This window comes from Streptomyces sp. CO7 (assembly GCF_053474865.1).
In genome coordinates this window covers 52,505-62,188 of sequence record NZ_JBRIOU010000004.1, presented here as the reverse complement: position 1 = coordinate 62,188, position 9,684 = coordinate 52,505, and the positions used below count along the sequence as shown (strand labels likewise).

At 72.3% G+C, this 9,684-nt stretch carries 7 protein-coding genes and 1 pseudogene; 7 read left to right on the top strand and 1 reads right to left on the bottom strand.

The features are described from left to right. A pseudogene (locus ACOV8S_RS12940) lies at positions 1-572 on the bottom strand (ATP-binding protein); the annotation flags it as partial. 202 nt (positions 573-774) lie between these two features. Between ACOV8S_RS12940 and ACOV8S_RS12935 the strand changes: the two are divergent. From ACOV8S_RS12935 to ACOV8S_RS12905, 7 genes are all read left to right on the top strand, one after another. Further along, positions 775-2,217, top strand: a complete 1,443-nt coding sequence (locus ACOV8S_RS12935; RefSeq protein ID WP_448317976.1) for an aldehyde dehydrogenase family protein — start codon at positions 775-777, stop codon at positions 2,215-2,217. Between the two features lie 79 nt (positions 2,218-2,296). After that, complete coding sequence (dxr, locus tag ACOV8S_RS12930) at positions 2,297-3,538, top strand: 1-deoxy-D-xylulose-5-phosphate reductoisomerase (RefSeq protein WP_351117231.1); 1,242 nt, start codon at positions 2,297-2,299, stop codon at positions 3,536-3,538. 11 nt (positions 3,539-3,549) lie between these two features. Then, positions 3,550-4,845 (top strand): M50 family metallopeptidase, encoded by a 1,296-nt coding sequence (locus ACOV8S_RS12925; RefSeq protein ID WP_448318841.1) that lies wholly within the window; start codon positions 3,550-3,552, stop codon positions 4,843-4,845. Positions 4,846-5,043: 198 nt separating this feature from the next. After that, a complete protein-coding gene (gene ispG, locus ACOV8S_RS12920) occupies positions 5,044-6,201 on the top strand; it encodes a flavodoxin-dependent (E)-4-hydroxy-3-methylbut-2-enyl-diphosphate synthase (RefSeq protein WP_351117232.1) in 1,158 nt (385 codons plus the stop codon). 123 nt (positions 6,202-6,324) lie between these two features. Next, positions 6,325-7,173: a GNAT family N-acetyltransferase gene (locus ACOV8S_RS12915; RefSeq protein WP_448317975.1), complete on the top strand. Its 849-nt coding sequence runs from the start codon at positions 6,325-6,327 to the stop codon at positions 7,171-7,173. Between the two features lie 108 nt (positions 7,174-7,281). Beyond that, positions 7,282-7,833 carry a GNAT family N-acetyltransferase gene (locus tag ACOV8S_RS12910; protein WP_448317974.1) on the top strand — a complete coding sequence of 184 codons (552 nt, stop codon included), beginning with the start codon at positions 7,282-7,284 and terminating at the stop codon, positions 7,831-7,833. Positions 7,834-7,993: 160 nt separating this feature from the next. Beyond that, a partial coding sequence (locus ACOV8S_RS12905; RefSeq protein WP_448317973.1) for a proline--tRNA ligase occupies positions 7,994-9,684 on the top strand: 1,691 nt, incomplete at its 3' end.

Sequence of the window (9,684 nt, the reverse complement as noted above, 5' to 3'; positions counted from 1 at the left end):
AGCCGGTCCGCGGCGGCCAAGGCCTCCGGCGAGCCGGCGGCCCGCAGCTCCGGGAACCCCGCGGGATCCTCGTCGGGGGAGCGGGGGGCGACGGCCTCGGCGGGCCGGCGCGGGCGCCAGGCCGGCGGCCCGAACCGCCGCCACAGCTCCGCCCAGCGGCCGAGCCGGGCCACCGTCACCAGGATGACGCCGCCGACCAGCGCGTAGTAGGCGTAGACGACGACCACCGAGGCGATCGAGTGCGGCTCGGCCCAGGACTCGGGCACCATCGCCCACAGCGGCAGCAGCCACCAGCCGCCCAGGTAGCCGTTCCACAGCAACGACCAGACCAGCCAGCCCACCAGGAACGAGATCACCGCCCCGGTCACCAGCTGCCGGGCCGGGGTCGTCTCCGGCTCCTCGTCCGGCCGCGGCCGGTGCCCGAACCGCCAGATGCCGGGGGCCGCCTCCGGGCGCGGGGTACGCAGCCAGTCGAGGAACGCGGCGCCGGCCGGCGCCGCCTCGACGGTGGGTGCGTGGCGAGGGCGTGGTGGGTGGACGGAGTGGGTGTCCGGCTTGCCGTCGGTGTCCATCGGGCCCCCAGGTGCGCTGCGTGACGTCACATGTACCGGGCCTCAATGTAGTGCGCCCGGGCCTGCCGCAGGGCTCCCGCGCGCGCAGCGGTGAGCGCCGGCCGGCCGGCGCCGGACCGTTCGCCGCTTCGGAGCAAATGGGCGCCGGGCTGCTCCACGGTGGCCAGGTCGGGACGGCCCCGGGCCCGCCTACCGTGGACGCATGACCTCCCATGCCTTCTGGATCGCCGGCCGCGAGGCCACCGGCGACGAGACGTTCGACGTCACCAACCCGTACGACGGCCGGACCGTCGGGACCGTCAGCGTCCCCACCGAGGCCCAGGTGGAGGAGGCCGTCGCCGCCGCCCACGCCGTGCGGGACGAGTTCGCCGCCACCCCGGCGCACGTCCGCGCCGCCGCCCTCGACCACGTGGCGCGCCGCCTCACCGAGCGCACCGAGGAGATCGCGCAGCTGATCTCCGCCGAGAACGGCAAGCCGGTCAAGTGGGCCCGCGGCGAGGTCGGCCGCGCGATCTCCGTGTTCCGGCTCGCCGCCGAGGAGGCCCGCCGCTGGAACGCCGGCGAGGCGCAGCGGCTGGACACCGACCAGGGCGGCACCGGCCGTCTCGCCCTGACCCGCCGCGTCCCGCGCGGTGTGGTGCTGGGCATCGCGCCGTTCAACTTCCCGCTCAACCTGAGCGCCCACAAGGTGGCCCCGGCCATCGCCGTCGGCGCGCCCATCATCCTCAAGCCCGCCCCGGCCACCCCGATCTCCTCCCTGGTCCTCGGCGAGATCCTGGCCGAGACCGACCTGCCGGCCGGCTCCTGGTCCGTGCTGACCGTGCCCAACGACCGGATGCCCGCCCTGGTCCAGGACGAGCGCCTGCCGGTCATCTCCTTCACCGGCTCCGGCCCGGTCGGCTGGTCCATCCGCGACAGTGTGCCGCGCAAGCACTGCACCCTCGAGCTCGGCGGCAACGCCGCCGCCGTGGTCCTCCCGGACTGGGCGAGCGAGCAGGACCTGGAGTGGGCGGCCACCCGCATCGCCACCTTCTCCAACTACCAGGGCGGCCAGTCCTGCATCTCGGTGCAGCGCGTGATCGCCGACGCCGCCGTGTACGACCGCCTGGTCCCGCTGATCGTCGAGAAGGTCGAGGCCCAGGTCACCGGTGACCCGGCCGACGACGCCACCGACGTCGGCCCGCTGGTCAGCGAGGACGCCGCCAAGCGCGTCGAGGCATGGGTCGACGAGGCCGTGAAGGCCGGCGCCGAGCTGCTCACCGGCGGCGCCCGCGACGGCGCGAGCTACGCGCCGACCGTGCTGGCCGGCGTGCCCGAGGGCGTCACCCTCTCCTGCGAGGAGGTCTTCGGCCCGGTCCTCACCGTGCAGCGGACCGAGGGAGAGGAGGAGGCCTTCGCCGCGGTCAACGACTCGCCGTACGGCCTCCAGGCGGGCGTCTTCACGCACGACCTGCAGACCGCCTTCCGCGCCCACCGCGCCCTGGAGGTCGGCGGCGTGATCATCGGCGACGTGCCGTCCTACCGGGCCGACCAGATGCCGTACGGCGGCGCCAAGCAGTCCGGCGTGGGCCGTGAGGGCGTGCGCTACGCGATGGACGACTACACCTACGAGCGCGTCCTGGTCATGACCGGGCTCGCGCTGTAGAACCCGTTCGCCCGGGAGTCCGCCCCGAATCACACGAGGGCGGACTCCCGGGCGGCCGGACGGGGGCCACAATGGGGGGATGACTGACAGCCCTGCCCCGCTCGCCGACCCCCATCTGGTCTTCGATCCGTCCGACGGACCGAAGGACGTGGTGATCCTCGGGTCCACCGGGTCGATCGGCACCCAGGCCATCGACCTCGTGCTCCGCAACCCGGACCGCTTCCGGGTGACCGCGCTGTCCGCCGCCGGCGGGCGGGTGGACCTGCTCGCCGAGCAGGCGCACCGGCTGCGGGTGCGGACCGTCGCGGTGGCCAGGGCCGACAAGGCCGCGGAACTGCGCGAGGCGCTGGCCGCGCGTTACGGCGCCGAGCCGCTGCCCGAGATCCTCGCGGGCCCGGACGCCGCCGCCGAGGTCGCCGCCTCCGCGTGCCACACGGTGCTCAACGGCATCACCGGCTCGATCGGCCTGGCCCCCACGCTGGCCGCCCTCGAGGCCGGGCGGACGCTGGCGCTGGCCAACAAGGAATCGCTGATCGTGGGCGGCCCGCTGGTGAAGGCGGTCGCCAAGCCCGGCCAGATCATCCCGGTCGACTCCGAGCACGCCGCGCTCTTCCAGGCGCTGGCCGCCGGCACCCGCGCCGACGTCCGCAAGCTGGTGGTCACCGCCTCCGGCGGGCCGTTCCGCGGACGCACCAAGGCCGAACTCGCGGACGTCACGGTCGAGGACGCGCTGGCGCATCCGACCTGGGCGATGGGCCCCGTGATCACCGTGAACTCCGCGACCCTGGTCAACAAGGGGCTGGAGGTCATCGAGGCGCACCTGCTCTACGACATCCCCTTCGACCGCATCGAGGTCGTGGTCCACCCGCAGTCCTACGTGCACTCCATGGTCGAGTTCACCGACGGTTCCACGCTGGCCCAGGCCACCCCGCCGGACATGGGCGGGCCGATCGCCATCGGCCTCGGCTGGCCCGAGCGCATCCCGGACGCCGCCCCCGCCTTCGACTGGTCGACGGCGTCCACCTGGGAGTTCTTCCCCCTCGACAACGACGCCTTCCCCTCGGTGAACCTCGCCCGGCACGTCGGCGAGCTCGCGGGGACGGCCCCGGCGGTGTTCAATGCGGCCAACGAGGAGTGCGTCGAGGCGTTCCTGGCCGGCCGGCTGCCGTTCACCGCCATCATGGAGACGGTCGTCCGGGTGGTCGAGGAGCACGGCACGCCGAGCGCGGGAACTTCCCTGACGCTGCCGGACGTCCTCGAGGCGGAGACCTGGGCGCGGGCCCGGGCGCGTGAACTGACGAGCGCGGAGGCGCGTGGATGACCACCATCTTGTTGTTCGGGCTCGGCATGGTCATCTTCTTCGTGGGCCTGCTGATCTCGATCGCCTGGCACGAGCTCGGCCACCTGTCGACGGCCAAGCTGTTCGGCATCCGCGTGCCGCAGTACATGGTCGGGTTCGGCCCGACGATCTGGTCGCGGAAGAAGGGCGAGACCGAGTACGGCATCAAGGCGATCCCGCTCGGCGGCTACATCCGCATGATCGGCATGTTCCCGCCCGGCCAGGACGGCCGCATCGAGGCCCGCTCCACCTCGCCGTGGCGCGGCATGATCGAGGACGCCCGCTCGGCCGCCTACGAGGAGATCCGGCCGGGCGACGAGACCCGGATGTTCTACACGCGCACGCCGTGGAAGCGCGTGATCGTGATGTTCGCCGGGCCCTTCATGAACCTGATCCTGGCGGTCGTGCTGTTCTTCGTCTACCTCATGGGCTTCGGCATCCGTGAGGAGACCAACGTGGTCAGCTCGGTGCAGAAGTGCGTGATCGCGGCCAGCGAGAAGCGCGACACCTGCGAGAAGAAGGACCCGGAGGCCCCCGCGGCCGCCGCCGGACTGCGGGCCGGCGACAAGATCCTCTCGGTCGGCGGGGTGAACACCACCGAGTGGAACGACCTCTCCGACGCCATCCGCACCCGGGCGGGCGAGCAGGACGTCCCGATCGTGGTGGACCGCAAGGGCGAGCGGCTCACCCTCGAGGCGGACATCACCACCAACAAGGTGGCCAAGAAGGACGACCGCGGCATGCCGGTGCGCGGCGAGTTCGTGAACGCCGGCTTCCTCGGCTTCAGCCCCGCCAGCGGCGTGTTCCGGCAGGACTTCGGCGACTCGATCGTCTGGATGGGCGACCGGGTCGAGGACGCCGTCGACGGCCTCATCGCCCTCCCGTCCAAGATCCCCGCCCTGTGGGACGCCGCCTTCGGCGACGGACCCCGCGAGGACGACTCGCCGATGGGCGTGATCGGCGCGGCCCGGGTCGGCGGCGAGATCGTCACCCTGGACATCCCGGCCAGCCAGCAGGTGGCGGGCTTCGTCTTCGTGGTGGCCGGGTTCAACCTGTCGCTGTTCCTCTTCAACATGCTGCCGCTGCTCCCGCTGGACGGCGGGCACATCGCGGGAGCGCTCTGGGAGTCCCTGCGGCGCGGCATCGCCCGCGTCTTCCGTCGGCCCGACCCGGGCCCGTTCGACGTCGCCAAGCTGATGCCGGCCGCGTACGTGGTGGCCGCCCTGTTCGTCTGCTTCACCGTGCTGGTCGGCATCGCGGACGTGGTGAACCCGGTCCGCATCTCCTGACCGACGCCCGCCGTCCGGCCGCCCGTATTGATCCTTCGCGTCCGCCGTTGTGCGGATTTGTTCGGAGCGGGCGTGCCGGGGCGGCGGGCGGTGCCGTAATCTCGGATCCCGGAGCCCAACCGGGGCCTGGAGCTTGTTGACCGCTTCGAGCGTGTTCGACTGCCTCGAGCTTGATCACACCATGGGGTTGCACAGCAGATGACTGCGATTTCACTCGGCATGCCGTCCGTTCCGACCAAGGTCGCCGAGCGCCGGAAGAGCCGGCAGATCCAGGTCGGAACGGTGGCGGTGGGCGGTGACGCTCCCGTCTCGGTGCAGTCCATGACCACCACCCGGACCTCCGACATCGGTTCCACGCTCCAGCAGATCGCCGAGCTGACGGCCTCCGGCTGCCAGATCGTGCGCGTGGCGTGCCCCACCCAGGACGACGCCGACGCGCTGTCGGTGATCGCGCGCAAGTCGCAGATCCCCGTCATCGCGGACATCCACTTCCAGCCGAAGTACGTCTTCGCCGCCATCGAGGCGGGCTGCGCCGCCGTGCGCGTCAACCCGGGCAACATCAAGCAGTTCGACGACAAGGTCAAGGAGATCGCGCAGGCCGCCAAGGACCACGGCACGCCGATCCGCATCGGCGTCAACGCCGGTTCCCTCGACCAGCGCCTGCTGAAGAAGTACGGCAAGGCGACGCCCGAGGCCCTGGTCGAGTCCGCGCTGTGGGAGGCGTCCCTCTTCGAGGAGCACGGCTTCCGCGACATCAAGATCTCGGTCAAGCACAACGACCCGGTCGTGATGATCGAGGCCTACCGCCAGCTGGCCGCGCAGTGCGACTACCCCCTGCACCTCGGCGTCACCGAGGCCGGTCCGGCCTTCCAGGGCACCATCAAGTCGGCCGTGGCCTTCGGCGCCCTGCTCTCCCAGGGCATCGGCGACACCATCCGCGTCTCGCTGTCCGCGCCTCCGGTCGAGGAGGTCAAGGTCGGCATCAAGATCCTCGAGTCGCTCAACCTGCGCCAGCGCACCCTGGAGATCGTCTCCTGCCCGTCCTGCGGACGCGCCCAGGTCGACGTCTACAAGCTGGCCGAGGAGGTCACCGCCGGCCTCACGGGCATGGAGGTCCCGCTCCGGGTGGCCGTCATGGGCTGCGTGGTGAACGGTCCGGGCGAGGCCCGCGAGGCCGACCTCGGCGTCGCCTCCGGCAACGGCAAGGGCCAGATCTTCGTCAAGGGCGAGGTCATCAAGACCGTGCCCGAGTCCAAGATCGTGGAGACCCTGATCGAGGAGGCCATGAAGCTGGCCGCGCAGATGGAGGCCGACGGCATCGGCTCCGGCGAGCCCTCCGTCTCCGTCGCCGGCTGACCGCGTCACCGCCCCGCCAGGGGCACCGGGGAGGGATCCGCGGCCCCGCCGACCCGGCGGCACGTCCGCCGGGCGGCAAGTACAGTGGCGGAAACCAGCAGATCGTATGACAAGGCCCTCCCCGTGTTGACGCAGACGACCACCAGGGTTCTCGAACCCGGCGACCTGGACGCGGCGCTCGCGGTTCTCGACCGCGAGCCGGTCGCGAACGCCTTCGTGGCGGCGCGCGTCCGGATCGCGGGGCTGGACCCCTGGCGTCTGGGCGGCGAGATGTGGGGCTGGTACGAGGACGGGATCCTCACCTCGCTCTGCTACGCGGGCGCCAACCTGGTCCCCATCTGCGCCACCACCCGCGCGGTGCGGGCCTTCGCCGACCGCGCCCGGCGCGCCGGGCGCCGCTGCTCCTCCATCGTGGGACCGGCCGGACCCACCGCCGAGCTCTGGCGTCTCCTGGAGCCCCACTGGGGCCCCGCCCGGGACGTCCGCGCCCGCCAGCCGCTGATGGTCACCGACCGCATGCCGGACGACGTGGAGCCCGACCCGAAGGTGCGGCGGATCCGCAAGGACGAGATGGAGACCATCCTCCCGGCCTGCGTCGCCATGTTCACCGAGGAGGTCGGCGTCTCGCCGCTGGCCGGCGACGGCGGGCTCCTCTACCAGGCCCGGGTCGCCGAACTCGTCGCCACCGGACGGTCGTTCGCGCACGTCGACGACGCGGGCAAGGTCGTCTTCAAGGCCGAGATCGGCGCCGCCACCCCGCAGGCCTGCCAGATCCAGGGCGTCTGGGTCGCCCCCGAGTACCGCGGCAAGGGTCACGCGGCGCCCGGCATGGCCGCCGTCCTGCGCTACGCGCTGCGCGACGTCGCCCCGGTGGTCAGCCTCTACGTCAACGACTTCAACGCTCCCGCCCGCGCGACCTACCGCCGCGTCGGCTTCCACGAGACCGGCACCTTCATGAGCGTGCTCTTCTGACCTGGGCGTGCGTTCTCGGCCTGCGTGAGCGTGCCGTTCCGAACCGCCGGGGCGGGCGGACCGAATCCGGGCGGATGCCACCCGGCGGTCAGCGGGTACCCTCCCGGCATGCCGAACTCCCCCTCCGGCCCCGTGATGGTCGCCCCCCTGGATCTGTCGGCCCGGGTCGACGAGGCACTCGCCGTGCAGGCCGAGGCGTTCGGCCTGGGCGAGGACGAGATCATGGTGCGCCGGCAGATCGTCCAGCGACACATGACCATGCCCGGCGCCCGCGCGCTCGGCGCCACCACCCCGGACGGACGGCTCGCCGGCTTCGTCTACGGCATGCCCAACGACCGCTCCCACTGGTGGTCCACCGTGGTCGAGCCCTACCTGCGGGCCCTGGGCAACGACGAGTGGCTGGACGACTCCTTCGTGATCACCGAGCTGCACGTCCACCCGCTCCACCAGAAGCAGGGCATCGGCCGCACGCTGATCACCGCCATCACCGACACCGCCGCCGAGCCGCGCTCGATCCTCTCCGCCATCGACCAGGAGAGCCCCGCCCGCCGCCTGTACCGCACCCTCGGCTACACCGACCTGGCCCGCCGCGTGCACTTCCCCAGCGCCGCCGTGCCCTACGCCGTGATGGGCGCGCCGCTCCCGCTGCCCCGGGGCTGACGGGGACGGCCGGGGCGCCCGGCGGCGCGGAGGAACCGGGGCGCCCGGCGGCGCGGAGGAAGGGGCCGAACGCCCGTCGGGGGGCAAACCGATTTCCGCCGTCGCGGGCCGCCCGGCTAACCTCGGGGCCATCATCCTTACGCAGCAGGAGTTGTAGAACATGGCCCAGGTCCAGCGCATGTCCCGGTTGATGGCGAAGACCCTGCGCGACGACCCGGCCGACGCCGAGGTGCTCAGCCACAAGCTGCTCGTCCGCGCCGGCTACGTCCGCCGCACCGCCGCCGGCGTCTGGTCCTGGCTGCCGCTCGGCAGGAAAGTCCTGGCCAACGTCGAGCGGATCGTCCGCGAGGAGATGGACGCCATCGGCGGCCAGGAAGTGCTGCTGCCCGCCCTGCTGCCGCGCGAGCCCTACGACGCCACCGGCCGCTGGGACGAGTACGGCCAGGAGCTGTTCCGCCTCAAGGACCGCAAGGGCGCCGACTACCTGCTCGGCCCCACCCACGAGGAGATCTTCACCCTCCTGGTGAAGGACCAGGCGTCCTCCTACAAGGACCTGCCGGTCATCCTCTACCAGATCCAGAACAAGTTCCGCGACGAGGCCCGCCCCCGGGCCGGCGTGCTGCGCGGGCGCGAGTTCTGCATGAAGGACTCCTACTCCTTCGACACCGAGGACGAGGGCCTGGCCCAGTCCTACGCCCTGCACCGCGAGGCGTACCGGAAGATCTTCGCCCGGCTCGGCCTCGACTACCGCATCTGCGCCGCCACGGCCGGCGCGATGGGCGGCTCGAAGTCGGAGGAGTTCCTGGCCCCGGCCGAGGCCGGCGAGGACACCTTCGCCGACTGCCCGAACTGCGACTTCGCCGCCAACACCGAGGCGGTCTCCTACGAGCTCAAGCCGGTCGACGGCTCCGCGGTGCCCGCCCTCGAGGAGATCCCCACCCCGAACACCCCGACCATCGAGACGCTGGCCGCCTCGCTGGGCGTGCCCGCCTCCGCCACGCTGAAGAACCTGCTGGTCAAGGTCGGCGGCGAGATCGTCGCCGTGGGCGTTCCGGGCGACCGCGAGGTCGACCTCGGCAAGGTCGAGGCGCACTTCGCGCCCGCCACGGTCGAGCTGGTCACCGCCGAGGACTTCACCGGCCGCGAGGACCTGGTCCGCGGCTACGTCGGCCCGCAGGGTCTGGAGAAGGTCACCTACATCGCCGACCCGCGGGTCGCGCCCGGCACCTCGTGGATCACCGGCGCCAACAAGGACCAGACCCACGCGAAGAACGTCGTCGCCGGCCGCGACTTCGAGGTCGACGCGTACGTGGACGTCGTGGTGGTCCAGGAGGGCGACCCCTGCCCGAACTGCGGCACCGGCCTCAAGCTGGACCGCGCCATCGAGATCGGCCACATCTTCCAGCTGGGCCGCAAGTACACCGACGCGCTGAAGCTGGACGTGCTCGGCCAGAACGGCAAGCCGGTCCGCGTCACCATGGGCTCCTACGGCGTCGGCGTGACGCGTGCGGTGGCCGCGCTGGCCGAGCAGACCGCCGACGACAAGGGCCTGTGCTGGCCGGCCGAAGTCGCCCCGGCGGACGTCCACGTGGTCGCCGCCGGCAAGGCCGCGCAGACGGAACTGGCGCTGGAGGTCTCCGAGCAGCTCGCCGCGAAGGGCGTCCGGGTGCTGGTGGACGACCGTGCGGGCGTGTCGCCGGGCGTGAAGTTCACGGACGCGGAGCTGATCGGCGTGCCGAAGATCCTGGTCGCCGGTCGTCGCACCGCCGAGGGCGTCGTCGAGCTGAAGGACCGCCGCACGGGCGAGCGCGAGGAACTCCCCGTCGCCGAAGCGATCGCCCGCCTCACGGC

Excerpts from the sequence above, each read along its gene's own strand:
- ispG (WP_351117232.1), top strand. The coding sequence starts at position 5,044 with ATGACTGCGATTTCACTCGGCATGCCGTCCGTTCCGACCAAGGTCGCC.
- dxr (WP_351117231.1), top strand. The coding sequence starts at position 2,297 with ATGACTGACAGCCCTGCCCCGCTCGCCGACCCCCATCTGGTCTTCGAT.
- ACOV8S_RS12935 (WP_448317976.1), top strand. The coding sequence starts at position 775 with ATGACCTCCCATGCCTTCTGGATCGCCGGCCGCGAGGCCACCGGCGAC.
- ACOV8S_RS12910 (WP_448317974.1), top strand. The coding sequence starts at position 7,282 with ATGCCGAACTCCCCCTCCGGCCCCGTGATGGTCGCCCCCCTGGATCTG.